The sequence below is a fragment of the Micromonospora sp. NPDC005173 genome (genome assembly GCF_040608515.1).
Classification (GTDB): Bacteria; Actinomycetota; Actinomycetes; order Mycobacteriales; family Micromonosporaceae; genus Micromonospora.
Window position 1 is genome coordinate 170,710 of the sequence record NZ_JBEXIK010000003.1, and the last position, 23,006, is coordinate 193,715.

Consider the following 23,006-nt stretch of genomic DNA (forward strand, 5'->3'; position numbering starts at 1 on the left):
GCGAGTCAGAAGATGATCCGCGAGCAGAGCAGACAGACCAGCACCACCAGCACCACGCCGGCCGCCGCGCCGAAGCCGTAGGTGAGCCGCTGCGAGCGCTGTTCGGCCGCGTCCAGGCCGGCCATGTCCTGCGGCGGCAGCCGCCGGGGCGGAGCCGCTTCCAGGTGTACGGGTGGACGCCAGCCCGCTGGTGGCGGCACGCTCGGCGGCGGTCCGGCGTACGCGCTCGCCGGTGCGGTTCCGGGTGCGGCGGAGGGTTGGTCCGCCGCCGCGTCACCACCGCTCCCGGGCCGTCGCCAGTAGTCGTCCGGGGTGCTGCCACCGCTGGGGGTCGTCACGCCGTCCGACGCTACCAACGCGGCCGGCGGCCCGGTCGCTTCTGGCCGGCGCGCCACCGTCCGCGATCGGTCCGCTGCCGTCGGCTGCGTTAGTCTTGCCGCTCGTGAGCACCGAGGACCCCGGCACGCAGGGCGCGCGCGGCGACGATGAGCGCACCGTCGACCTGAGCGATGACTTCGTGGTGCTGCCCGAGCAGACCACCGACGACACCGACCGCGGCTGGGGCGAGCGGACCGGCGGCAACGACGACTGGCTGCTCGCCGAACGCCCCCCGCATTGGGACTGAACCCGGCGGCGGGTCGCGGTCAACCGCGGACGACGATGGCGAACCGGCTTCCCTCGGGCAGCCCGACCGCGCGTTGCGCCTGGTCGGGGCGGAGCGCCAGATAGAGCGCCGCGGACCCGTCTGTCGCCCCGGCACCCAGCACGTCCAGCACCAGCGCTCGGGGAGCGAGCAGCGCCGCCTCGGTGCCCGTCCCGCCCGGTGGCGCCGCCAGCAGATCGACCCGTGCCCCGGGGCGGACGACCGCCAGTGCGGCCGGCTCGGCCAGCCGGACCGGCACCCCGACCGCGCCACTGGGCAGCGGTAACGGCCTGGACGTCGCCTGCGTCCCGTCGGCCGCCGCGCTACTCCCGGTCGGCACCAGCCCGTCGACCGGGCCGTTCGGGTCGGCCGGCCCACTCCCGTCGGCCTTTCCCGCGCCGTCGACCGTGCCATCCGCGCCCGCTGCTCCAGGCGACCGCGCGGCCGTGGTCGGCGGGCAGCCGGTCGGGGTGTGCAGGACGGCGGCGGCCAGGCCCAGCAGCGCGGCGACCAGACCGGCCCGGAGCAGGGTGCGCCCGCCGGGCAGGGCGAGCCGGCGCAGCGGGCGCAACGCCCGCGCGGAGTCTGGATCGCCGGTCGCCATCTGCCGCCTCCCGTCCTGGGTGCCGCAGCGACACCCGTGGGCGGCAGGTTAGGACGGTCGGGGCTCACTCAGACGGCCGTCCCCCGGCGCCTGTGGACAACCGGCCGGCCTGTGGACAACCACCTACCGACCGATCCGACCTGCTATGGCGCGGGAGGACCGCCCGATCGACCCGGGTGGATCAGACCCGACCCGGCCAACGGGCGGCGGTCAGGACGTGGTGCTGGCCGCCGGGGCTTTGCCGCTGCTCGACCCGCCGGACGACGACGAGGAGGAGTTGGACGACGAGGACGACCCGGACGACGAGGAGGAACCGGACGAAGAGCTGGAGGATGACCCGGAGTCCCCACCCGAGGACGACGAGGACGACTCGGACTTGGCCGGCTTGCCCGCCGTGCCGGCGGCCGTCGTCTCGGAGCCGGACGCCCGCGAGTCGGTGCGGTAGAAGCCGGAGCCCTTGAAGACGATGCCGACCGAGTTGAAGACCTTGCGCAGCCGCCCCTGACACGCCGGGCACTCGGTCAGCGGCTCGTCAGAGAAGGACTGCACCGCCTCGAGCTGGTTACCGCACGCGGTGCAGGCGTACTGGTACGTGGGCACGTTCTCCTCCGGATCTGGACTCGGCCAGTTGGCACTCGACCTATTCGAGTGCCAATGGTGCGTCATTCGGCCCGGGTTCGTCCAGCGGACGTGTGGGGCGCGACACCATGCGCCGTACCCGGGCCGCCGTCAAGCGTACGCACCCCGTCGGCCGGGGTGACGACCGCGCGGACCGGGCGGTCGTGCGGCTCGACGGGCAGCGCCTCGACCAGCTCGCCATCGTGCAACGGGACCACGGTCAGCGTCGCCGGTGGCACCCGGGCCAGCGCCCTGTCGTACGAGCCGCCGCCACGCCCCAGCCGCCGGCCCTGCCGGTCGACCGCCAGAGCCGGTACGACCACCAACTCCGCGCCGGTCACCGCGGCCACCCCCAGCCGGGCACCGGTCGGCTCCCGGATACCCCGGCCGGCAGCGATCAAAGCGTCCGGTCCGGTATACGCCGCCCAGTCCAGATCCAGGTCGTCACGGAGCACCGGCAGCAGCAGCTCGGCGTCGGCCGGCAGCGCCGCCCGCAGCACCTCCGGTAGATCAGCCCCGCCCGGTTCGGAACCGACCGGCACGTACGCCGTCATCCGGCTGGGGCGCAGCCGGCGTACCAGCGCGACCAGCTCGGCCTGGACGCGCCCGGCGGCTGCGGCCCGGGCCGGCCCGGACAGCGACCGGCGGCGGGCGAGCAGCTCGGCGCGGGTGTCCCGCTTGGTCACTCGGGTCACTTCCGCTTCATCAGAAAATTCCGGCACGCAACACTCCTGACGCAACGCCTCTCCCACGGTTGCTCTGTGTCAGCATCGCAAGCAACGGAGGCGGAACTTCCGGGGGGACCGAGTGACGCTACGCGGGCGGTTGACGGCAGCCTTCCTCGTAGTGGTGCTCGGCCCGGTCCTGCTCGGCGCGTTCTTTGTCGCTTCCATCGTCACCGCCGTCGATCGCAGCCGCTCCACCGAACGCCTGGGGGTGGCGGCGTCCACCGTCCGTACCTCGATCGACGCGCTCTGCCAACAGCTACGTGCCACCGCCGACGCGGTCGCCCTCACCGCCGACCCGTCCGGTGCCGCCGATCAACTGGTCGGCCGAGGGCTGGCCGCCGCGGTGCTGATCACCGACGTGACCGGTCGGGTCACCTACGCCTCGCCCGGCGCGCCGTCGACCCCCTGGCGGGACTGCACCGGCCCCGCCGCGGCGTCGTCCGGCCCGGTCCGTGCCCTGGCCGCCCGGGTCGACCTGCGCGACCGGGCCGGCACCCTGCTCGGCACGGTGGCGGCCGCGCAGCTGGTCGACCCGGCCTTCGTGGCCCGGCTCGCGGCGGTGACCGGGGTGGCGGTCACCCTGCTCGACGGCGGTGCGAGCGCCGCGCGGTTCACCCACACCACCGAGTCGCGCGAGGTACGCGACGCGGTGCTGGCCGCCGCCAGCACGGTCGACAACGAGCGGGTCACCGAGACCAGCGAGGGCCGGTACGTGCGGCGGATCGGCCCGTCGACCGGGCAGCCGCTGCCGCTGGTGCTCTCGGTACCCAGCGAGCGGCCACCGGGACTGCATGCCACGCTGGCCGGCGTGGTCGGGCTGGCCGGGCTGCTCGCCGTCCTGACCGCCTGGCGACTGGCCCGGGTGACCACCCGGCCGCTGATGGAACTCGCCGGTGCGGTGGACCGGGTGGCACACGGCGACCTGACCGCCCGGGTGCCGGTGCGCAGCCGCGACGAGTTGGGCCGGCTGGCCGCGGCGTTCAACCGGATGACCCGGGAGACCGGGTCCTACGTCGCGGCGCTCACCAGCAGCCGGGACCAGTTACGCGGGCACCTCGCGGTGCTCGGCGACACCCTGGCCAGCACGCACGACCTGCAGCGCATCCTGCGGGTGATCCTGCACAGCGCCATCGCGGCAACCGGGGCGCGGGCCGGAGCGGTGCTGCTGGTGGAGGCCGGTGGGGTGCTCGTGGCGCAGTGCACCGAAGGGCTGGACGGGCGCTGGCCGGAGGTGGCCGCGGACGGGACGCAGACGTTGCGGGTGCCGGTGGGCGTCGGCGTGGTCGGCGCGGTGGCCGCCACCGGGGAGCCGCAGCGGGGGCGGATGGAGCCCACCGAGGTCCCGGTGGGTGAGCCGCGCTGCCGCACGTACGTCGCGGTCCCGTTCGCCACGCCGGGCGGCGGTGCGACGGCCACCCCGGCCGGGCCGATCGGGGGCGTCGGGCCGGTCGGGTCGTTCGGACCGATCGGGGGCGCCGCTGGCGGCTCCGCACCCGCCGAGGAGGCTGGCGCACCAGCGGCGGCACTCGGCGTGCTGGCCCTCTACGACCGGCTGGGCGCCGACGAGTTCGACGACGACGACCTGGTCACCCTGCGCACCTTCGCCGGGCACGCGGCGGTGGCGGTGGACAACGTCCGGGTGCACGAGGAGGCGCAGCGGCTCTCGCTCACCGACCCGCTCACCGGGCTGTGGAACTACCGCTACCTGCGCGAGTCGATCCGACGGGAGGTGGAGCGGGCCAGCCGGTTCGGCCGGATGCTCAGCGTCCTCGCCCTGGATCTGGACCGGTTCAAGGACGTCAACGACACGTACGGACACGCGGCGGGGGACACCGTGCTGGCCGAGTTCGCCCGACGGATGCGCGGCGAGATCCGCGAGGTGGACCTGGCCTTCCGGCAGGGCGGCGAGGAGTTCGTGCTGCTGCTGCCGGAGACCGACTCCCGGGGCGCGGCGATCGTGGCGGAGCGGCTGGGCGCGGCGGTCCGGGAGACGCCGATCGCCGTCGAGGCGTACGCGGGGCCGATCGTGGTGACCGTGTCGGTGGGCATCGCCGTCTACCCGGACCACGGCAGCACCGGGCGGGACGTGCTGGAGGCCGCCGACGACGCGCTCTACGCAGCCAAGGCTGCCGGCCGGGACACCTACCGGGTCGCCGAGTTGTGCCCGGACGTGCCGACGCGGGAGATCCCGGTCCCGGCGGGGGCGGTGAGCCCACCGGACGGGCTGCCGCGCGCCGGCCAGCCCGTGCAGGTCATCCGGGAGCCGGGCGGGCACGCCCGGTCGGAGCCGGCTGTGGGCGTACCGGAATCGCCGCCGGTGGGGCCGGCGCACGCTCGGCCGGAACCCGCCAACGACCCGGCGGCCAGCGCCGCGGACGAGGCCCTGGCCGGCCCGGACGCTGCCCGGCCTGGGTCGGGCGGCGGCGCGTCTTCCGGGCCACACCCGCCGCGGCAGAGCCGTGGCCGATAGTCTCGCGGCATGTCGGAGCACTCAGCGAGCCCCTCACCGACGGTCGCCGCAACCGGCCGTCCCCTGGCGGTCAAGGCCGTCATCCCGGCGGCCGGACTGGCCACCCGGTTCCTGCCTGCCACCAAGGCGGTGCCCAAGGAGCTGCTGCCGGTGGTGGACCGGCCGGTGTTGCAGTACATCGTCGAGGAGGCCACCCAGGCCGGCATCGGTGACGTGTTACTGATTACCGGCCGGGGTAAGACATCGATGGTGGATCACTTCGACCGTCGCCCCGACCTGGAGACCAGGCTGGAGGAGAAGGGCGACACCGAGCGGCTGGCCGCCGTGCGCCGGCCCAGCGAGCTCGCCGAGATCTACACCGTCCGGCAGCCGGAGCAGCTCGGCCTCGGCCACGCCGTCGGGTACGCCGAGTCGCACGTCGGTGACCAGCCCTTCGCGGTGCTGCTCGGCGACGAGTTCGTCAAGCCGTCCGAGCCGCTGCTGCCGGCGATGCTGGAGCTGCAGGCCCGCACCGGCGGTGTGGTGCTCGCCTTCTTCGAGGTCGACCCGGCCGACACCAAGCGGTACGGCATCGCCTCCGTGGAGCCCGCCGAGGCGGAGCTGACCGACATCGGCGAGGTCGTCAAGGTGACCGGCATGGTGGAGAAGCCGCAGCCGGAGGACGCGCCGAGCAACCTCGCCGTGCTCGGCCGCTACGTGCTGCCGGGTCGGATCTTCGAAGCGATCCGGCGGACCAAGCCGGGCAGCGGCGGCGAGATCCAGCTGACCGACGCGATGGAGCTGCTGCGCACCGAGGGCACGCCGGTGCACGCGATCGTCTACCGGGGCACCCGCTACGACACCGGCATGCCGCTGGGCTACCTCCAGACGGTGGTGCAGATCGCCGCCGAACGCGAGGACCTCGGCACCGAGTTCCGCGCCTGGCTGGCCGACTTCGTCAACGCCGACGCGGCAGGCGGATCTGGTACATGACCGCGACGGCCGACGCCGAGGCGGCCGCGAACGAGTTGACGCCGCTCGCCGACTACCTGGGCAGCGTGCTGCGCAGGTTACGCGCGCTGCCGCCACTCGACCTCGACCTCACCCAGGCGCACGGCAACGTCCTCGCGGAGGACGTCGTCGCGCCGCACGCCTTCCCGGCCTTCGACCAGGCGGCCGTGGACGGGTACGCGGCCCGCTGGGAGGACATCTCGGGAGGGGGCCGGGGGCCGAGCTACGTCCCGGCTCCTTCCGGCACGCCTGGGGGTCGGACCATCCGGCTCAACGTGGTCGGCGACCTCGGTGCGGCGAGCTGGCGGCCCGTCCGGCTCACCCCGGGCTCGTGCTTCTCGGTGGCCGCCGGGGCGCCGCTGCCGGTCGCCGCCGACGTCGTGGTCCCGGTGGAGTGGACCGACCAGGGCATGGCCGCGGTCGAGATCTTCCGCACCCCCAAGCGGGGGTACGGGGTCCGCCGCGCCGGTGAGGAGTTGCCCGCCGGCACCCTGCTCGCCCGGGCCGGCACGTACGTCTCCCCGGCGCTGGTCGCGGTCTTCGCCGCCACCGGTATCGGGCACGTGGTGGTCCGGCCCAGCCCGCGGGTGGTCATCGTGGCGACCGGCGACGAACTGGTCGACGTGGGCCGGGGCAGCCAGCCCGGGCAGGTGGTGGACGCGAACTCGCACGCGTTGACCGCCGCCGCCGCCGAGGTGGGCGCACTGGCGTACCGGGTGGGCATCTGCGACGACGACCCGGAGGGGCTGCGCGGTCTGCTGGAGGACCAGACCCTGCGCGCCGACCTGATCATCACCACCGGGGGGACCGGTACCGGCCCCGGCGATATGGTGCGCCGGATCCTGTCCCGCCGGGAGGGCAGCCGGGCCGGGCCGGTCACCTTCACCGACGTGGCGCTCTATCCCGGTACCGCGCTCGGGTTCGGCACGGTCGGAGCCGAGGAGGTGCCGGTGGTCTGCCTGCCCGGCGACCCGGGCGCCGCGCTGATCGGCTTCGAGGTGCTGGCCCGCCCCGCCATCCAACTGCTCGCCGGCGCCGAGCCGGTCTTCCGGCCCAGCGTGCGGGCTCACCTGCTGGAGACCGTGTCGTCCCCGGGTGGGCTGCGCGAATTCCGGCCCGCACACGTCGCCGAGCGGCGCGGCGGCGGTTACACGGTGCAGCCGCTCAGCGGGGGGCCGTTCACCCTCTCCGGGCTGGCCGAGGCGAACGGGCTGCTGGTGCTCGGCGAGCGGGTCACCACCGCCGCCGCCGGCTCCACAGTGGATGTGCTGCTGTTGGACCGTCGCCGGTGACGGTGCCCCGGTCGGTCCGCCCGCGGTTGCGGTGGTCCGTTCGGGCGGTTCGCGGGCCGCATGCGGCCGCGCGGTTGTGCGGTCCTTTGTCGTGAGCGCGGTGGGTCCACTTGCGCACGACACGGTCCCGCGCGGGAGACTGTCCGGGTGAGTCTCTTCGGCCCCGCGCGGGCGCCCGGCTGGCCGGCGGTGCTGGTCGACGGTCCGGTGCTGCTGCGGCCCTACCGGCGCTCCGACGCCGCCGCGTGGTCGGAGGTGCGCAGGGCCAACCGGGCCTGGCTGGCACCCTGGGAGTCGTCGCTGCCCGGTAGCTGGGACGAGCTGAACTCGCCGGCCGCGTTCCGCTGGGTGCACCGCGACCAGCGGCGCTCGGCCCGCGAGGGTGAGGGCATGCCGTTCGCCGTCTGCCTGCGTGAGGCTGACAGGGATCGGCTGGTCGGGCACCTCAATGTGGGCAGCATCGTGCGGCGGGCGTTCTGCTCCGGGTACGTCGGCTACTGGGTGGATGCCCGAGTCGCTGGTCAGGGGGTGATCCCGACGGCGCTCGCGCTGGCCGTGGATCACGCGTTCGGCCCGGGCGGGCTGCACCGGGTGGAGGTCAACATCCGGCCGGAGAACCGGCCGTCCCGGCGGGTGGTGGAGAAGCTGGGCTTCCGCGAGGAGTCGTACCACGTGCGCTACATGCACATCGACGGCGCCTGGCGGGACCACATCGGATACGCGATGACCAGTGAGGAGATCGCTGCCGAAGGCGGTCTGCTGGCCCGCTGGCACCGGGTGCGCGCCGCTGCGCGGTAGGTCGTCCCACGGGCGGGATCGGCGCGGCGCGGCGGCATCCCGGTCGGTGCGCCGTAACCTCAAGTAACTGCAAGCTGCGGCAAGCGCTGCCCGTCCGGACGATCCACGCAACCGAGCGCAATCGGTGGAAGATCCTGCGGTCGAAAGGCGGTTGCTCCGAATTCGGTGACGGGAGGGGTGAGGGTGCCGACCTCGGTGCTCCTCGCCGTCCTCGCCGCCGCTGGCCTGCTCGCCCTGGCCCCGGCGTTGGTTCGCCGGTACGACGCCACCGAGCGGCTGGTGGCGGAGCGGGCGCAGTCGACGGCGCGGGTGCTCCAGCGCCGTCGGCGACGCCGCACTGTGCCGGGACGGCGACCCGTTCACCCTCCGCGTTCACTAGTCGTCACCCTCAGTGAGGATGCGGCTACGGGAGCGCTGACCGCGCCGGTCTCCGCGCCCCCGGCGGGCCGCCGCTCCGGCCGGCTGCGAGCCGTGCCCCCCGCCCCGAAGCGGTCCCGCCGCCGCCCGCCGCCCCGCCGGCAGCACACCCCCGCCGTGTACCGCCGTCGCCGGGTGCTCGCCGCCCTGCTGCTGCTCAACTTCGTCGAGTTGATCGGCGTGCTGTTCGTCAGCCCCGGCTTCTGGATCAGCTTCTCGGTCACGTTCCTGCTGCTGGCCGTGTACGTCGTCCACCTGCGGGGTCAGGCACTGGCCGGCCGCCGTCGGCGCCGGGCCCGAGCCCGGGAGGCGGCCTGGCTGGCAGCCCGGCAGGCCGAGGTGCGCCGCGAGCAGGCCCGCCGGGCAACGGCCCGGCGGGAGGTCCAGCGCCGCCTGGCCGCCCAGCGCGAGGGGGTACGCCGGGCCGCGATGGGCCTGGACCGGCCGGGCGACCTGCCGGCTGCGGTCAACGGCGGATCGGTCTCGTACCGGCGGTCGGGCGGACTGCGCGGACGCCCCTACGAGGCCGGCCGCGGCGCCTGATCGACCCCGCGCGGCCCGCTGCGGTGCTTGGTCGGCCCTGCGCGGCCCGCTCGCGCTTGATCCGCCCCGCGCGGCCAGCTGCGGCGATCCTCTCCCTGGCGGGACGCGAGCGCTTGATCGACTCCGGGGCGCCGATGTGGGGGTGTCCGTCCGCAGTGACACCCCCATGTCGGCGAGCTGCCGGCTCTGGCGCTTGATCGACTCGTTTTCCTGGGGGTCGGGGGTGTCGCGGTGTCCTTGATGCCCCGGTTTCGGGGACGTCGAGTGGATCTTTGGGCGGGGTGAGCGCCGCGCCGGGGGCGGATTCGCGGTGAGAGCCGGCGACCTGCTAGCCTTGCTGCCGGCCCGCCCGGTGTAAGCCGGGTGGGACCGAAGCCGGTTCGCCGGCGGAGGGGCTGTGGCGCAGACTGGTAGCGCACCTCGTTCGCATCGAGGGGGTCAGGGGTTCAAATCCCCTCAGCTCCACCAGCAATACCGTTGACCAGGGGAAATCCCGCCAGCAAGATCGGCGGGCAGAGATCCGGCACAAATCAGCGAGGATCCGGGGCCTTCGGGCCCCGTTTTCGTTTGGCGCTCGCGTCGCGGAGCGCGCCGCTGATGATGTTGCGGCGGCGGTCCTTCTTCGGCCACCAGTGCACGTAGGTTTCCAGGGTGACCCGCAGGCTGGAGTGCCGCAGCGAGTGAAAGGTGCGGGGGCCTCGGCCAGCGCTGGCGAAGCGTCACGTATCAGCTGAAGCCACCGTGTAAGGGATCAAGCGGAGTACGGCACTCGGATGATCCGCGTGTCGGGTCTCAGGACCTGCGTGGCAGAACAGTCTCAAGACATGGGTGACACTTTCCGGCTAGCCGGGTGGTGACGGCGGCTCGGGCGGGCGTCTGCGGGCGCGGGCTGCGTCGGATATGGCGATCCCGGTCAGAACGAGGGCAGCAGCGGCGGCGACCACGACTGGCGGCAGGGGGAGCATCGCCGGTGTCAGGGCGGCCAGCGCAAGGACGCCGATCGGTCGGGACCGGGACACGCGGCCGAATACCACGTGCTCGAAGCGGGCACGCCCGGCCAGGTACAGCGCGGGTCCGCCGAGGATGACGGCGATCCAGGCCGGTGGGGTGTGCCCGAGTGGATGGGCGATGACAAGTTCGTCGCCGACGGCTGCAGCGACCACGCCGGCCACCATGGCCAGGTGGGCGTATGACGCCGATCCGGCGAGGCGGACCGGGTCGGCAGACACGGCAATCGCTTCCGCCAGGACTTGCCCAGCGCGGTAGATGTAGATCCGCCACAGCAGCACGGTGGTCGCGATCGACACTGCGAACGCGGCGACCCGGTCCGGCGCGAAGCCGCTGCTGCTCAGCGCCAGTCCGGTAACCAGGATCAGCTCGCCGAGCGCGACGATGAAGAACTGCCGGTAGCGCTCGGCCAGGTGCTCGCCCGAGATCACAAGGTCTTGGCTGGGCGTACGGCCCGCCCCCGGGGTGGGGAAGCCGATTCTGCCTGCCGTGTGGTCAAGGACCACCGCGAGTGCCCACAACGCGCCACGCGCCGTACCGTCCGCGACCGCCCCCGCGATCCACGGCAGCGCCGACAGGCCGTACCAGAACAGCCCGCGCACGCCGATGCGCTGCAGCTCGTGGCCACGCAGAACGGCCACGAGGACGAGCCCGCGGCCGAACTGGACGGCGACGTAGGCGCCCGCGAAGATCAGGCCCGTGTCGCCGAATGCCTCGGGCACCGCGGCCGCCATCACCAGGCTGCCGACCATGGTCGCGATGACCAGCGCCTGGATTGCCGGTCGTTGCGGGTCCGTCCGGTCGGTTAGCCACGCGGTGCTGGACCAGACCCACCACATGGCCCCCAACAGCACCAGCGTCCGGAAGGCGCCGCTCCACCCGAGATCCTCGGCCAGGCCGCGCGAGAGCTGAGCGAGCGCGAGGACAAAGACCAGGTCGAAGAAGAGTTCCAGGAACGTAGCCCGCTGTGGATCCCCGGCTTTCCGCACCAGCCCGGCCGCCCTGCTCGTCGTCATCGGCTCGCCCGTTCTGTCGGCTCTGCTCCAGGTTTGGGGGCATTCTGACCTGCGGCAGCGGCGCTGACCGCGGACGTGCTGCCGTGGACTGGATCGAGCGACCCGCGTTACACGGACGGGCGACGGTCCAGGGACGCGCGGACAGCGGCAGAAGCGTGCACCCGCCCACAAGCGCGGGCTCAAAAGACGGCCGGAAAGGTTAGGAACGAGTGGTCTGCGATGCGGTTCGGCTGAAGCAGCGTTTACCGGGCGTTCGAGGGGCGCGACGCGGCGTCGTCAAGGTGGAGAGCCAGAGCCGTCACTCATATCCCATGGCCGGGATGACCTTGCCGAGCGCTTCTTCGACGAACTCGCGGGTTTCGTCGTCGAATTGGTCGTTGCGGTTCGTCAGCTTGTGCGACTGAAACGTTGAAGGGGTGGCGAAGTCGTCGACGTCGAGCCGTTCGAACAGGGCGCGGCGCTGCCCGGGCCAGTCGGCTGCGAGATCTTCTGCCTTCACCTCGATGTATCGCCTGCCCGTCAGGTCGACCGTGTTCCTCAAGGTGAGCCATCGGTGGTAGACCGGCTTGAGGTATGCGAGCGCGCCGTCGACGGTGGGCGGTGCCCATGGCTGGGCCAGGTGGGATGCGAGCACTGAGACCGGGTGACGCTTGATGTGCACGATGGTCGCTTCGGGGACCAGTTCCCAGAGGAACTCCATGCACAGCAGGTTGAACGGTGTCTTCTCACACCAGGTCGGCTTGCCCGCGTCGGCGGCTGCTCCGCCGAACATGGTGTCGATCAGGCCCCGCAAGATTCCGAGCAGTTCGCCCCGGTCGCTGAAATACCTGGGAAGTACCCGCCGGCGGCTCAGCGGCTCGAACGGCCCGGCAGGCCGGTCGGCGTTCCCGAAGCCTTCCGCGGGCGCAGGTTCGTCGTATGTGTACGCGATCAACTGCGGCCAGAGCTGTTGCACCGCGTCCCGGTAACGCCGCTCGCCGACCAGCTCGGGAACGGTTTTGCCGCGATCGTCGCGCCGGCCGGGCACTCGTACGGTGAGGAAGTCGCTCAGCCGGTGCAGGGCGTCCTCACCGACGGTGGGGTCGTATCGATCGGTGAGCGCATCGGCCAGGTCCCGCAGGCCACCCGGGTCGATGAGAAACCGGGTCTCCATGGGAATCCGATGGATCAGCGGATGTTCGCCGATGATGTCGGCGATCCGTGACGTTCCCGAACGACCCGTACCCGCAACGAAGATCGGTGAGGGGAAAGGCATCGCGAGCAGTCAAACTCCCAGCCCGTCACCTGTGCAAGCCATTTGTCCCCTTCACCCGCTGCTACGGGCAGGACCCGCACCCGCCGCGCCGAGTGCGTGCTGGCGGCCCGCGTCCGGGCCGCTCGCGCCGCCGAACCTGGGCCGGGCCGATGGCCCGCCGCCGCGCCTCTGGCCTTCGGCCGCCAGCGCGTCGGTTGCAGCCCGCCGGCGGCGCGCCATACGACGAAGCCCGGGCCGCCTGAGTAGTCAGGCAGGTCCTCGAAACAGAGTCCCCCGCTGTGCGCAACACGATAATTTTGCGATATGGGCATCACCGGGGGCATAGCATGCTTCTTCTTGGTCGTCGTCATCGTGGCGGGCATCGCGTTCTGGGCGGTGCGGCGCGGGTTCGGCCCGAAGAAGCCACCACCACCATCGGACTTTTTAGAGCCGCCGCAGCACCCGCGCGACCGTCGCTGACGCGACGACCGACCAAACCGGGGCTTCCGAGTCTCAGCAGCAAGAACAAGTGTCCTCGCCGCACGGGCAGACAACCAGGATGATCCACAGCCCCGACCGGCCGATGCGCCTGCTCTCTGCGGGCGAATCTCAACGGCGACGACGGCGAGCGGTACACGAGGACCGGGATATTCCTCCCGCTGACTAGCCAAGGCGCCGGGACGAGATGCTCTCCTGGGCCAACAGTCGCAGCGACGCGACGAGGGTCTCGCCGAGGATGGTCCCGATCACCACGCTCTCGGCGATCTGATCGGGCTCGGTCCGGGAGGCGACCGCAGCGACCTCCAGTTCGGCGAACCGCTCAACCGCCTCTGCGTAGGAGTCCAGGAAGCTGACCAGGTGATCCTGGCCGAGCGATCGCAGAACGGAGATGGTTTCGACCAGGGTGGCGATCGCAGGTGAATCCGGCTCGACAGCCCAGCCTCGCCGTTGGAGGAGTTCTTGCACCTGCATGGCGGCGGCCGTTCGCGCGCTGTCGCCTACGGCCAGCTGCCGACTCGGGGTGACGGCCCGATGCGCCACCCCGATCCGTTCGTGCAGGGACAGGGTGTCGGAATCGAGCGCTTCCAGCACGGCTTTGACTCTGGCTACCGGAACCTGGGCCAGGTCGATCATGGCTCGGATCAGGCGAAGTCGATTCAGGTGATGCTCGTCGTAGCTGGCCTGGTTGGGGCTGGTCAGCTCGCCGGGCGGCAGGAGGCTCTCCCGTAGGTAGTACTTGATCGTCGGTACCGCAACCCCTGACCGCCGACTCAGCTCCGCGATGCGCATCCTTGACTCCGTCTCTCCCATGATGGATAGTACCAGTATCTATAAACAGATAGCTTCACTATCCGTTGAAAGAGAAGATCATGCTCGAAGTGATTCTGGTGATCGCCTTGCTGGGCTCCCGCCTACTGGGTGCGCTCGGTGTGCGCCGGTTCGCCACCTGGGCGGCCAGCGCGGCACACGCGATGGCGGTCATGCTCGTCGTGACCGCGGTCGCGCATTTCGTTCCGCCGAGCGTCACCGTGATGCCGAATCACGCCGATCTGGTCCGGATGGTGCCGCCAGTCGTGCCGTTCGCCGATGCGATGGTCTACCTGACCGGCGTGCTGGAGCTGCTGGGCGCCGTGGGCCTGGTGTTGACCGCGACTCGCTGGGCGGCCGGGATCAGCCTTGCCGCGCTCTACGTGCTACTGCTTCCGGCGAACGTCTACGCCGCCGTCGCCGATGTGCCGTTCAACGGGGATGAGCCGACTCCGCTGTGGCTGCGAATCCCACAGCAGGTCCTCTACGTCGTCATCGCTGTCTGGGTGGCCCGATCGGCCGACAGCACCGTGGCCCGACGCGTCCTGCGCTTGCCGCGCTCCGGCGTCGCAAGATCAGCGACCGTTGCCCGATAGCCCCTCGTCAAGCTGATCTGAAGGAGTTCGCCGTGCAGACCATGGCTCTCAGTACCGAATCCCGCGTGATCGCCGGGGTGGTTCTACTCACCATCGTCACCATCCAGTTCGGCGGCTGGTTCATGACCCGGATCGCCCAGGGCGCTGCGCCGATGACCGACTTTCAGAAGTCCTTCGCGCGCGCCGGGCACGGCCATGCCGGCGTACTGGTGATCCTGAGCCTGGTCGGACTGCTCTATGTGGACGCCACGAGCCTCACCGGCGTCCTGCTGTGGATCGCCCGGTTGGGATTGCCCGTCGCCGCGATCCTGATGCCCGCCGGGTTCTTCGCCTCTTCCGCCGGCAGGAACATCACCGGACCCAACAGGTTCGTCTGGGTGCTGTGGATCGGCGCGCTCTCCCTAGCTGCGGGTGTGATCAGCCTCGGCGTCGGCCTGCTGACCGCGTGATGAGAATCCGGGTGGTCGGCGTAGATGAACTTGAGGTTCTGCGGGACATCGAGCGTGCAGCCGGACAGTGCTTCCGCGATGTCGGCATGCCGGAGATCGCCGACGACGAGCCGCTGCCGGTGGGGGTGCTGTCGGGGTATCAGCGGGCTGGTCGGGGCTGGGTGGCGGTCGATCGGGCCGATCGTCCGGTGGCGTATTTGATCACCGATCACGTCGACGGGAACCTCCACGTCGAGCAGGTGTCGGTACATCCGGATCATGCGCGCCGGGGAGTGGGCCGGGCGCTGCTGGAGCATGCTGCGGATCGTGCGATGGCCGGTGGCGTGTTGGCGCTGACGTTGGCCACGTTTGCCGAGGTGCCGTGGAACGGGCCGTACTACCTGCGATGTGGCTTCCGGGTCCTGGATGAGAGCCAGTGGACGCCAGGGCTCCGTGCGATCCGGCGGCGGGAAGCGGCGCATGGACTGGACCGGTGGCCGCGGGTGTGCATGCGTCGGGATTTGTGAGACTTGGCGGCGGCTCGGCGATGCGTGGTGGCGGGGCTCGTGCTTACCGTTGGTGCGGTCGCTGTCGTACGCCCTGCTCTTTCGGAGGCAGGGGCGGGTCAGGCTCTCGGCGCGGGCAGCGCGGCGGGGTCTCCGCCGGCACCGGTGCCGGCGGAGACCGTCTGCGTCTGCGGGTCAGGCCGACCCCGACGAGTACGACCACCATCCCGGTGGCGATCCGGAGGCTGAAACCCTCGTCGAGTACGGCGGACAAGTGACCAACGCTGTGACGACTAGTAGTGGTTCTCGATCGGCTGGCGCGCCTCGTCGAACAGCGCGGGCCCTTCGTACCGCACCGGGGGCAGCGGCGGGGTGGCCGGTTTGACAGCCTCGAACTGTTCGGTGGACAGGGCGTACACCACCCGTCCGAGGCCGGACCGATCGATCGCGGTCGCGCACATCGGGCAGGGCTGGCAACTGGTGAACATGGTGGTGCCGGCCGCCACGTCGGGGGCGAGTTCCCGGGCGGCCCAGCGAGCCAGCTTCAGTTCCGGGTGGGCCGTGATGTCCGAGTCGGAGACGACGGTGTTGTGGTCCTCGATCAGGACTGTGCCGTCCGCACCGACAAGCAAGGAGCCGAACGGCCGTTCGCCGGACGCCCCGGCCTGGTCGGCGATTTCCACGGCACGGCGGAGAAACTTCTCGTCATCGGGGGTCATCGGTCCTCCTGGGATTTGTGGTGTGCGGCCACGGCCGCGAGTGTCCGCCAGGCGCGTTCGGGCTGGCGGATTTCGGTCAGGTCGCCGTTGAACGGGTCGAGCACCACCGTCTCCGCGCCGAGCAGACGGATCTGATCGATGTCGGCGATGATCTGCTCGATGGTGCCGACACCGGCGAGCCGGTCTGGGGCGGTGACCGGTTCACGCGTCTCCCGGAGTGCGATGCGCGGCATCAACGGGGGCACCGGGCGACCCAGTTCGTCGGCGATGGCCTTGAGCCGCCCGGCCGCCTCCGCCAACCATCCAGGCGTGATCCGCAGCGGGTGCCACGCGTCTCCGAGTCGTACCGCGCGACGCATGCCGGCGTCGCTGTTGCCGCCGACCCAGATCGGGATCGCTTCCGTGTCGTAGTCGTCGGTGTTGCGCCAGGCGTCACGCATGGCGAGCAGGTACTCGTCGGTCAGCGCGCCGCGCCGCCGGAACGGTACGCCGAGCGCCTCGAACTCCTGCCGGGCCCAGCCGACGCCGACCCCGAGGACGAGCCGGCCGCCGCTGAGCCGGTTGAGATTCGCTGCCATCCGGGCGGTGAGCAGCGGGTGCCGGTACGGGACGATGAGCACGGTGGTGCCCAGCCGGACCCGGCGGGTCACCCCAGCCAGCCAGGACAGTGTGGTGAACGGCTCGTAGAACGGCGCAGGATACTGCTCGGCCACGTCCGGGGTCACCGCGATGTGGTCGGAGACCATCAGCAGGTCGAAGCCGAGGCCCTCGACCGTCTGCGCCCACTGTCGCAGCACCTCAGGGTCGGTGCCCGGGGCAAAGTTCGGTACGTTCACGCCAATTTGCACAGCTCTGAGGCTAGCCAGCGTGGCTCTGGCTTGTGAACACCGTGTTCCCTGCCCTTGCTGGATTTTGCCGCGAATCCGTCGGTAGATTGGTCTGATGGCCGAGAATCTTGATGCTGTCGATTGGTCCATCCTGATCGAGTTGCAGGACGACGGCCGCCTGCCGATCACCGAGCTCAGCCGCCGGGTCAAGCTGAGCGCGTCGGCCACCACCGAACGGGTGAGACGGCTGGAGGCGACCGGTGTGATCAGCGGTTACCGCGCCGAGGTGGATCTGCCCAAGGCGGGCTTCGCCGTACTCGCGGTGGTGCGGCTGAAGTACCCCGGCAGCCGGCACGAACCACTGCGCCAACTGCTGGAGCGACGGCCGGAAATTCTGGAGTGCCTGCGTACCACCGGAGACGACTGTTACGTGCTGAAGGTGGCCGCGACGTCGATGGCGCACCTCGAACAGGTCGTCAACGCACTCGCCTCGTTCGGCAGCACCACCACCAACGTGGTCTACAGCGCCACCCTGCCCTATCGCGGCCCACGCCCGGTGTAATCCGGGGGGACCGAAGCCGGTGCAAGTGTGGATAGGGTCCGGCGATGATGATCTCCCAGTACGCGTACTTCGCGCTGAGTTCGCACCGGGTTTCGGCCGCCGAGATCACCGCCAGGCTCGGTATCGAGCCGGACGAGATCAGCGTGCGCGGCAGTCGTCACGCCAACCCTGCAAGGCCCGCCAGCCACCGGTGGAAGGTCGTGTGTCGCAGGCCGGGGTTGACGGTCGACGACCAGATCAGCCAGATCCTTGATCGGTTGTTCGCGCACGCGGAACGTCTCGGGGAGCTCGCCGCCGAGTTGGAGAGCCTTGACGGAGGGCCGGGCGCGAGCATGCTGCAGGTCGTCCGGGTGTTCGAGCATCCGGACGGTGAGGAAGAAGACCTGACCACCCCGGTCGAAGGCTTGGAGAAGCTTCCCGGTCAGCACCAGTTGCTGGGCTGGCACCTTGATGCCCGGGTGTTGGAGTTTCTTCGACTGACGCGAGCAGAGCTTGACGTGGACGAGTACGCCTATGGCTGAGGCCGGTCACCCACATCGACGGCAGGCTTCCGCCCCTCAGAGGTCGTCCGGCCACCCGATGACGCGCTCGGTGCGGACGCCTCGAAGGTTGGCCCCGTCCCACCGGGCCCCACTGACATCCGTGCGCCCGTACTCCGGATCGTGAGTCCGAACGTCGCTGAAACTTGCGTAGGACAGATCCGTGTCACGCAGGTCGGCATCCCGAAGATCGCAGCCAGCAAAACTGGCACCTCGGAGGGAGGCACCCCGCAGGTCGGCGCCGCGAAAGTCGCACAACTTGAAAGAGTGCCTGTCAAGGGTGCGGTGCCGAAGATCGCGGCCTGCGAACGACTGTCTCGTCGCACCGGGCAGGATGCTCATCGGCGAACCGTAGCGTGATCGTCCGGTGCCGAACCATCGACTTGATACCGCCTACTCCTGCGGCCCGTCGGCGTTGTCGAGGCTCGCGTTCAGGAGAACCGCTCGGTCGTCACGGGTATCAGGCCGTGCTGTCGCAGCACGTTCGTCAAGTCGTACAGGGTCGGTCCCAGCGCTTCCGAGGTGCCGGATCCCAACAGGACAGTGAGGTCGAGGGACCAGGCAAGCCCTCGACCGACTCTGCGCACGTCCCAGGTGAACCGGTCGCCGTCCTTGTCCAGGGCACCGGCGACGACTGATCCCGGTGCAGGAGCAGCGCCGTCGACCGTCGGCTGCCAGACCGCCCTGAGGCTCGCCACCTGCTCCTCCCGGAGATCCTTGGCGAAGAGGACGCGGTAGACGCGCCGTTCGTGGAATCCGGTGGGTGGCTGCGCGGGACCGAGTCGCAGCGGCGGAACGTTCGGGAACGGTTGGTGGTCGCGGAAGTAGGTACGCAGCACTGCTTCGACAGGTAGTTGCCCGCCACCCAGCTTGCGGTGGACATCTTCGGCAATGCTGCGAGAGGTGGGAACAACCCTCGCCAGCAAGGCCGGATCGGTGCGCATGCCGCGGCTGAAAGAAGCGGAACTCCACCAGCCGTCACCCGAAGGCGTCCAGCCCGCGCTGTCCAGCCCCGCCGCCGAGAAATCGTGGTGACGGGTGAACTCCTCGACCACGATTCCCTCCACCTCACCGGTCGGATCGCGGTCGCCCGGCTTCGTCAGGAGCAGGTAGTAGTCGAGCGGAGGTCGGGGCTCGGATACCTCGGCCACCGTCGTCCCAGGTTCTGCGCCAAGCTGCCCGACGGCCATCAGTGACCTCCTTCTGCGGGATCCCGAGCAACCGTAGCGAGGGAGGGCACGGTAGGCCGGTTAACATCCGGACTCGACGTGAGGAGTCCACATGAATTCCACCGCCCAGACTCGGTTCGGCATGGTCGGCAGCGGCTGGCGGGGCGAATTCTTCCTACGTCTGGCTCGGCTGCTGCCGGAGCGGTTCCGCGCGACCGGGGTGGTCACGCGTACCGAATCACGCGGTGACGCCGTGACGGCCGAGTGGGGCGTGCGGACCTTCCGCACGACGGCCGAACTGCTCGCCCACGAGCGGCCGGACTTCGTCATCGTCTCGGTGCCCTGGTCGGTGACGCCCGCCGCGACCCGCGAGCTGGTCGCCGCTGGTGTGCCGGTGCTCGCCGAGACGCCGCCCGCGCCCGACCTGGCGGGGCTGCGGTCGCTCTGGTCCGACGTCGGGGACAGCGGCCTGGTGCAGGTCGCCGAGCAGTACCTGCTGATGCCCGGGCACGCGGCCCGCCTGGAGCTGATCCGCGCCGGGCTCCTCGGCGAGCCGACCTCCGTGCAAATCTCCTCGACGCACCTGTACCACGCGGTCTCGCTGATCCGTGGCCTGCTCGGCGTCGGGTACGACGCCGCCGAGGTCAGCGCGCGGGCCTTCGTCGCGCCGCTGGCCAACCCGCTGTCGCCCGCCGGCTGGAGCGGCGACGCCACCCCGCAGCAGCTCACCACCACCCTCGCGACCGTCGACTTCGGCGGGCGGATGGGGCTGTACGACTTCACCGACAACCAGTGGTGGAACCCGTTGCGCACCCGCCGGTTGGTCGTGCGGGGTTCGCTCGGTGAGTTGGTGGACGATCGGGTCGTCCGCCTGGTCGACCCGACCACGCCGGTCGAGTCGTCCCTGGTACGGCGGCAGACCGGCATCGACCTGAACCTGGAAGGGCTCGACCTGAAGCACATCAGCTTCGAGGGCGGCGTGGTCTACCGCAATCCGTTCGTCGGCAGCGGAATGTCCGACGACGACATCGCCGTGGCCGACATCATGGCTCGCGCCGGCGCTTGGGCGCGGGAGGAGGGCCCGGCGCCGTATTCCCTGGCCGAGGCGTGCCAGGACCACCTGATCAGCCTCGCCATCGAGGAATCTGTACGCACCGGCCGGCCGGTCACCACCGGGCGGGAGGCGTGGGCGCGGTAGGCCTGCGGTAACGGTGCTCCCCTCCGTGCAGGACGAGATGTGATCGGGACGTGCAGATCCCGTGGAGGTCGATTGCTGACCGTTGTCGCCCCGGAAGCCATCCACCTAGCGTTGTGAGACAGCGCAAGGAAAACAGGGGCGGGCGACATGAGTTTCCAGAAATGGGTACGCACATTTGAGGCCAATGCCGAGCGGCGCCGGCTTGAACCGGACCCACCGTGGGATGCGGGGCGCCCACTGGACCGAGCCCTGATTCGGAGCCTGCAGAGATTTCAGGCCGGCGAAGATGGCGACGGCGCGAACCTCATCGGCAAGAGCGAACGTGCCGGCGACCCGGACTATCTGGTGGCCGTCCGGATGTTCGTCGCCGAGGAGCAGAACCACGCCCGGCTCCTCAAGCATCTGCTGGTAAATACGGGCGCGTCGATCATCGACGGACACTGGAGCGACCGCGTGTTCGTGGCACTGCGGCGCGCACTGGGGCTGCGACAGGAGCTGATGACGCTGATGGTCGCGGAGGTGGTGGCGTTGCGCTACTACCGAGCGGTACGCGACGGCACCGCTGACCCGCTGCTGACGGATGTTGGTGGCCGGATCCTGGCCGACGAGCAGTCGCACGTGCCGTTTCACACCCAACGGCTTCGCGTGGGATTCGCCGCGGTCGGACGACCGGCGCGGGCAGCGGTGGCGATCGGTTGGTGGGTCCTGCTGCTCGGAGCGGCCTGTGTGGTCGGGTACGGCCACGGCTCGGCACTACGTGTGCTCGGCGTTGGCCGGCTTCGGTTCATCGCCGAGACCGTGGCGCTCTTCCGGCCGGTCGTGCGCGACGTACTGATCGATCCCGTTCGGGACGATCTGGAGCTGGCGGCGTACCCGCCGGTCGGCGGCCCGACCGACCCGGACGCGTGGTCCGGGCCGGCCGCCCCCCGTGGCGCGTGAACCGTCTTACGACGCCCCCGGCGATGCCCGTCGGTCAGGTGCGGATGTTGGGCAGATTGACCCCGCAGGTGCGTTCGATGAACTCACCCGCGCGGCGTCCGCTCGCCTGCACCGCCGCCGTGTCCGGCGGGGAGGCGTCCACGGCGGACGCGTGTTCGTGCTCGTGCGCAGTCGTACCCGCGTCGTGCTCGTGCGCAGTCGTACCCGCGTCGTGCTCGTGGGCAGCCGTGCCCCCGTCGTGCTCGGCTGTCTCCGGGTTCGACCCGGTCGTGCCGTGGTCGTGCGCGGTGGCAGGCTCGTGGTGACCCCCCAGTGCACCGGCGAGCCGTTCCAGGTCCGGGGTCAGCTCCCGTGGTGCGGAGCGGATCAGGCCGGTCATCGCCTCGACCCGCTGATCACCGGTGATTTCGCCCTGGTTGGCCAGGGCGAAGTGCTGCGCCTCGGCGCAGAACTGGCTCCGACCTGACCAGTCCGAGGGCAGCTCTGGCCGGGACAGCCACCAGCCGCCCAGTGCGACGGCGGCCACCGCGGCCACCGCCCCACCGGAGAACAGCAGGCGACCCTTAGACGTTGTCATTGATCGCGTTGATGTCATGGGTGTCGAAGTTCTTGGGCCAGATATCGCTGCGCATACAGGAGTTGTTGTCCGTGTCGGCGGCTTTCGAGCGGTGGCCCAGCGAGCCGGTGTGCCCGAGCTCGTGGCAGCCGAGGCTCTGCCAGGAGGCCGTGGACTTGCCGCTCATCGTCCGCGTGTTGAACTTGACGTCGTATTGGTCGCACAGCCCGTTCCACCAGTTGGTGTCGGTGCAGCGCGTCTGGCCGTACCAGGAGTTGGAGTACGACTTGTCGTAGACGTGGATGTCCCCGCCGCCGGCCGAGGTGTTGATCTGCGAACGGTCGAGCTGCGCCCGCCCGTGCGAGACCGCCGCCTTGCCGGCGGTGGTCAACGAGTTCGACTCCACCGCCTGTTCCTTGTTGTCCGGCTTGCCGCTGTTGGCCTTGCCTCCGTGTCCGGCCACGGCCGGTGGCGCGAACGCCACCACGGCGATCAGCGTGGCACCCAGGACCATCGTCGTGCGCTTCATTCCCCACTCTCCTCGGGAGGCAGCGGCAGCTCCGCGGTCGGCACCGACTCGGTCAACGTGCCCGCGGCGACCTGCCCGCTCGCCGCGACGACCGTGTTGTTCAGGAACGACGGCCCCATCGTGGTGATTGACGTGGCGAGCTCGGTCTCCACGTTGCTGGGCCGGAGCGCGCCGTCGACCACCAGCGCCCGCCCGTCGGAGCTGGCGAGCTGGTAGGTGTACGGGTCGCTGACGCCGGCGGCGCGGCGCAGGAAGAAGTAGCCGGTGTCGCCCACCTCACTCCACGCCACGTTGTTGGAGACGTAGCCGCGGCCCTCCTCGTCCCAGCCCTCCTCCTCGAGCGTGATGGACGCCGGGATGATCAACCCCTTCGGGTTGTGCAGGATGTCGGACCGGCTGATCGTCACCGTTCGCAGCCGAACGTCACCGCCAACCGCTGCCGGGTCCTCGTCCGTGCTGGCGAGCCGGCCGGGCTCCACCGACGTGACCGTGCCGTAGACCACCAGGTGTGAGGTGGCCGTCATCTGCTCGACGGTCTGGAAGTCGTACATCTCCTTGCCGAATGCCAGCGACTCGGGTTGCGCGTCGTAGCGCACGCCGGGGTCGGCCCGACCGATACCTGCGGCCGCCACGAGCGCGGTCACCGCGACCGCGCCCGCCGCCGCCAGGCCCAGCCGGCGTAGGCCGGGCCGCCTGAGTTTCTCCACTCGCCGTTCTCCCTCTTCGAGGTGACGTGCGGCCGGTGTCGACCGCGCGTCCCAACCGGACG

29 protein-coding genes, 1 tRNA gene and 1 pseudogene are annotated in these 23,006 nt (G+C 70.9%); 17 read left to right on the plus strand and 14 right to left on the minus strand.

Annotated features, from left to right (window positions below; all coding sequences use genetic code 11):
• Positions 1-5 precede the first annotated feature (5 nt).
• Complete coding sequence (locus ABZV00_RS06080; protein WP_355602284.1) at positions 6-338, minus strand: hypothetical protein; 333 nt, start codon at positions 336-338, stop codon at positions 6-8.
• 104 nt (positions 339-442) lie between these two features.
• Between ABZV00_RS06080 and ABZV00_RS06085 the strand changes: the two genes are divergently transcribed.
• On the plus strand, positions 443-625 hold the full coding sequence (locus ABZV00_RS06085; RefSeq protein ID WP_328423254.1) for a hypothetical protein: 183 nt from the start codon (positions 443-445) through the stop codon (positions 623-625).
• A 19-nt stretch (positions 626-644) separates the two neighbouring features.
• On the opposite strand, the gene ABZV00_RS06090 is transcribed toward ABZV00_RS06085, so the two are convergent.
• On the minus strand, positions 645-1,247 hold the full coding sequence (locus ABZV00_RS06090) for a flagellar biosynthesis protein FlgA (RefSeq protein WP_355602286.1): 603 nt from the start codon (positions 1,245-1,247) through the stop codon (positions 645-647).
• 145 nt (positions 1,248-1,392) lie between these two features.
• On the opposite strand from ABZV00_RS06090, the gene ABZV00_RS06095 reads away from it, so the two are divergent.
• Positions 1,393-1,692 carry a hypothetical protein gene (locus tag ABZV00_RS06095; protein ID WP_355602620.1) on the plus strand — a complete coding sequence of 100 codons (300 nt, stop codon included), beginning with the start codon at positions 1,393-1,395 and terminating at the stop codon, positions 1,690-1,692.
• 14 nt (positions 1,693-1,706) lie between these two features.
• Here ABZV00_RS06095 and ABZV00_RS06100 read toward each other — a convergent pair.
• Together ABZV00_RS06100 and ABZV00_RS06105 are read right to left on the minus strand one after the other, a co-directional pair.
• Positions 1,707-1,913: pseudogene (locus tag ABZV00_RS06100) on the minus strand (FmdB family zinc ribbon protein); the annotation flags it as partial.
• Entirely contained in the window at positions 1,910-2,587 is a 678-nt protein-coding gene (locus ABZV00_RS06105) for a 5-formyltetrahydrofolate cyclo-ligase (protein ID WP_355602288.1), read from the minus strand. The pseudogene ABZV00_RS06100 and the gene ABZV00_RS06105, both read right to left, overlap by 4 nt.
• Before the next feature lie 85 nt (positions 2,588-2,672).
• On the opposite strand from ABZV00_RS06105, the gene ABZV00_RS06110 reads away from it, so the two are divergent.
• The 6 genes from ABZV00_RS06110 to ABZV00_RS06135 all read left to right on the plus strand — a co-directional run bounded on the left by ABZV00_RS06110 (position 2,673) and on the right by ABZV00_RS06135 (position 9,571).
• A complete protein-coding gene (locus ABZV00_RS06110) occupies positions 2,673-5,063 on the plus strand; it encodes a diguanylate cyclase (protein WP_355602290.1) in 2,391 nt (796 codons plus the stop codon).
• Positions 5,064-5,072: 9 nt separating this feature from the next.
• Entirely contained in the window at positions 5,073-6,035 is a 963-nt protein-coding gene (locus tag ABZV00_RS06115) for a UTP--glucose-1-phosphate uridylyltransferase (protein ID WP_355602292.1), read from the plus strand.
• The gene (gene glp, locus ABZV00_RS06120) at positions 6,032-7,345 is read left to right on the plus strand and encodes a gephyrin-like molybdotransferase Glp (protein ID WP_328423266.1); all 1,314 of its coding nucleotides are present in this window, start codon (positions 6,032-6,034) and stop codon (positions 7,343-7,345) included. Before ABZV00_RS06115 ends, glp begins: the two co-directional genes overlap by 4 nt.
• Before the next feature lie 147 nt (positions 7,346-7,492).
• Positions 7,493-8,143: a GNAT family protein gene (locus tag ABZV00_RS06125; RefSeq protein WP_328423268.1), complete on the plus strand. Its 651-nt coding sequence runs from the start codon at positions 7,493-7,495 to the stop codon at positions 8,141-8,143.
• A 177-nt stretch (positions 8,144-8,320) separates the two neighbouring features.
• Entirely contained in the window at positions 8,321-9,103 is a 783-nt protein-coding gene (locus ABZV00_RS06130; protein WP_355602295.1) for a hypothetical protein, read from the plus strand.
• A 391-nt stretch (positions 9,104-9,494) separates the two neighbouring features.
• Positions 9,495-9,571, plus strand: a tRNA-Ala gene (locus ABZV00_RS06135).
• 374 nt (positions 9,572-9,945) lie between these two features.
• Here the strand turns inward: ABZV00_RS06135 and ABZV00_RS06140 are convergent.
• Positions 9,946-11,127 carry a low temperature requirement protein A gene (locus ABZV00_RS06140; RefSeq protein WP_355602297.1) on the minus strand — a complete coding sequence of 394 codons (1,182 nt, stop codon included), beginning with the start codon at positions 11,125-11,127 and terminating at the stop codon, positions 9,946-9,948.
• 298 nt (positions 11,128-11,425) lie between these two features.
• Positions 11,426-12,082, minus strand: a complete 657-nt coding sequence (locus tag ABZV00_RS06145; RefSeq protein WP_355602299.1) for a sulfotransferase — start codon at positions 12,080-12,082, stop codon at positions 11,426-11,428.
• Here ABZV00_RS06145 and ABZV00_RS06150 point away from each other — a divergent pair.
• Positions 12,077-12,331, plus strand: a complete 255-nt coding sequence (locus ABZV00_RS06150; protein ID WP_355602301.1) for a hypothetical protein — start codon at positions 12,077-12,079, stop codon at positions 12,329-12,331. The genes ABZV00_RS06145 and ABZV00_RS06150 overlap by 6 nt on opposite strands.
• 387 nt (positions 12,332-12,718) lie before the next feature.
• A complete protein-coding gene (locus ABZV00_RS06155; protein ID WP_355602303.1) occupies positions 12,719-12,841 on the plus strand; it encodes a hypothetical protein in 123 nt (40 codons plus the stop codon).
• A gap of 183 nt (positions 12,842-13,024) precedes the next feature.
• On the opposite strand, the gene ABZV00_RS06160 is transcribed toward ABZV00_RS06155, so the two are convergent.
• Positions 13,025-13,672, minus strand: coding sequence for a MerR family transcriptional regulator (locus ABZV00_RS06160; RefSeq protein ID WP_355602305.1), 648 nt, complete (start codon positions 13,670-13,672; stop codon positions 13,025-13,027).
• Between the two features lie 59 nt (positions 13,673-13,731).
• Between ABZV00_RS06160 and ABZV00_RS06165 the strand changes: the two genes are divergently transcribed.
• From ABZV00_RS06165 to ABZV00_RS06175, 3 genes are all read left to right on the plus strand, one after another.
• Positions 13,732-14,265, plus strand: coding sequence for a hypothetical protein (locus ABZV00_RS06165; RefSeq protein WP_328423280.1), 534 nt, complete (start codon positions 13,732-13,734; stop codon positions 14,263-14,265).
• 65 nt (positions 14,266-14,330) lie between these two features.
• Positions 14,331-14,714 (plus strand): hypothetical protein, encoded by a 384-nt coding sequence (locus ABZV00_RS06170; RefSeq protein ID WP_355602307.1) that lies wholly within the window; start codon positions 14,331-14,333, stop codon positions 14,712-14,714.
• Positions 14,714-15,220: a GNAT family N-acetyltransferase gene (locus ABZV00_RS06175; RefSeq protein ID WP_355602309.1), complete on the plus strand. Its 507-nt coding sequence runs from the start codon at positions 14,714-14,716 to the stop codon at positions 15,218-15,220. The genes ABZV00_RS06170 and ABZV00_RS06175 overlap by 1 nt, the downstream gene beginning before the upstream one ends.
• Before the next feature lie 272 nt (positions 15,221-15,492).
• Here the strand turns inward: ABZV00_RS06175 and ABZV00_RS06180 are convergent, their stop codons facing one another.
• Entirely contained in the window at positions 15,493-15,918 is a 426-nt protein-coding gene (locus ABZV00_RS06180; RefSeq protein ID WP_355602311.1) for a nucleoside deaminase, read from the minus strand.
• Positions 15,915-16,766, minus strand: coding sequence for a TIGR03619 family F420-dependent LLM class oxidoreductase (locus tag ABZV00_RS06185; protein ID WP_355602313.1), 852 nt, complete (start codon positions 16,764-16,766; stop codon positions 15,915-15,917). Before ABZV00_RS06185 ends, ABZV00_RS06180 begins: the two co-directional genes overlap by 4 nt.
• A 94-nt stretch (positions 16,767-16,860) precedes the next feature.
• Between ABZV00_RS06185 and ABZV00_RS06190 the strand changes: the two genes are divergently transcribed.
• Positions 16,861-17,307, plus strand: a complete 447-nt coding sequence (locus ABZV00_RS06190; protein ID WP_355602315.1) for an Lrp/AsnC family transcriptional regulator — start codon at positions 16,861-16,863, stop codon at positions 17,305-17,307.
• A 44-nt stretch (positions 17,308-17,351) separates the two neighbouring features.
• Positions 17,352-17,828: a DUF4279 domain-containing protein gene (locus ABZV00_RS06195; RefSeq protein ID WP_355602317.1), complete on the plus strand. Its 477-nt coding sequence runs from the start codon at positions 17,352-17,354 to the stop codon at positions 17,826-17,828.
• 36 nt (positions 17,829-17,864) lie between these two features.
• On the opposite strand, the gene ABZV00_RS06200 is transcribed toward ABZV00_RS06195, so the two are convergent.
• On the minus strand, positions 17,865-18,188 hold the full coding sequence (locus tag ABZV00_RS06200; protein ID WP_355602319.1) for a pentapeptide repeat-containing protein: 324 nt from the start codon (positions 18,186-18,188) through the stop codon (positions 17,865-17,867).
• A gap of 89 nt (positions 18,189-18,277) precedes the next feature.
• Complete coding sequence (locus tag ABZV00_RS06205; protein WP_355602321.1) at positions 18,278-19,036, minus strand: hypothetical protein; 759 nt, start codon at positions 19,034-19,036, stop codon at positions 18,278-18,280.
• 91 nt (positions 19,037-19,127) lie between these two features.
• Here ABZV00_RS06205 and ABZV00_RS06210 point away from each other — a divergent pair, with 91 nt between their 5' ends.
• A complete protein-coding gene (locus ABZV00_RS06210; protein WP_355602323.1) occupies positions 19,128-20,213 on the plus strand; it encodes a Gfo/Idh/MocA family oxidoreductase in 1,086 nt (361 codons plus the stop codon).
• A 147-nt stretch (positions 20,214-20,360) separates the two neighbouring features.
• Positions 20,361-21,152 carry a ferritin-like domain-containing protein gene (locus tag ABZV00_RS06215; protein ID WP_355602325.1) on the plus strand — a complete coding sequence of 264 codons (792 nt, stop codon included), beginning with the start codon at positions 20,361-20,363 and terminating at the stop codon, positions 21,150-21,152.
• Between the two features lie 34 nt (positions 21,153-21,186).
• Here ABZV00_RS06215 and ABZV00_RS06220 read toward each other — a convergent pair whose 3' ends face one another.
• From ABZV00_RS06220 to ABZV00_RS06230, 3 genes are read right to left on the minus strand one after another with little or no spacing between them, the layout of a single operon-like run.
• The gene (locus ABZV00_RS06220; RefSeq protein ID WP_355602327.1) at positions 21,187-21,729 is read right to left on the minus strand and encodes a hypothetical protein; all 543 of its coding nucleotides are present in this window, start codon (positions 21,727-21,729) and stop codon (positions 21,187-21,189) included.
• Positions 21,716-22,237 (minus strand): hypothetical protein, encoded by a 522-nt coding sequence (locus tag ABZV00_RS06225; protein WP_355602329.1) that lies wholly within the window; start codon positions 22,235-22,237, stop codon positions 21,716-21,718. The genes ABZV00_RS06220 and ABZV00_RS06225 overlap by 14 nt, the downstream gene beginning before the upstream one ends.
• Entirely contained in the window at positions 22,234-22,944 is a 711-nt protein-coding gene (locus ABZV00_RS06230) for a hypothetical protein (RefSeq protein ID WP_328423300.1), read from the minus strand. Before ABZV00_RS06230 ends, ABZV00_RS06225 begins: the two co-directional genes overlap by 4 nt.
• Between the last annotated feature and the right edge of the window lie 62 nt (positions 22,945-23,006).